At 70.8% G+C, this 459-nt stretch carries 1 pseudogene; it reads right to left on the bottom strand.

The features are described 5' to 3' along the window. Positions 1–375 (bottom strand): annotated as a pseudogene (locus ACEN88_RS34240) (acyl-CoA dehydrogenase); the annotation flags it as partial. Positions 376–459 lie beyond the last annotated feature (84 nt).

Here is a 459-nt window from a genome sequence, read left to right as displayed (position 1 = left end):
GTGTTGCGATGCCGTATGGAAGTCGCGCCAGACGCGGTTGATGGCGCTGTCCGCGCTGGCCGCCACGAGGCCGCAGTACGGGTACAGCGTGTCGACGGCGTGGCGCGACGCGGCGACCCACTCCTGTGCCAGTGCCTGCATTTGCGCGGCCTGTTCGTCCGCGACGTCGGCGCCGGCGACGACGTCGGACCACGTCGCGTCGAGCAAGGCGTAGAAGCGCGCACGCACGTCATCCAGCCTGCCGCGGGCATCATCCAGCACGGCGCGCACGGCGGGCACGTCGATCAACAGCTCGTTCCGGGCGCCGAACCGGTTGCGCCGGCGCGCGATGCAGGCATGGGCCAGGTCGACGAAGTGGGACGCCATCCCGGCCACGTTCGCGGTGTTGCGATGCCGTATGGAAGTCGCGCCAGACGCGGTTGATGGCGCTGTCCGCGCTGGCCGCCACGAGGCCGCAGT

It is taken from the genome of Massilia sp. CT11-108 (assembly GCF_047302915.1).
GTDB classification, from domain to species: domain Bacteria; phylum Pseudomonadota; class Gammaproteobacteria; order Burkholderiales; family Burkholderiaceae_D; genus Telluria; species Telluria orientalis.
Note: the sequence above shows the minus strand (reverse complement) of the source record. Positions and strands in the feature narration are given on the sequence as shown.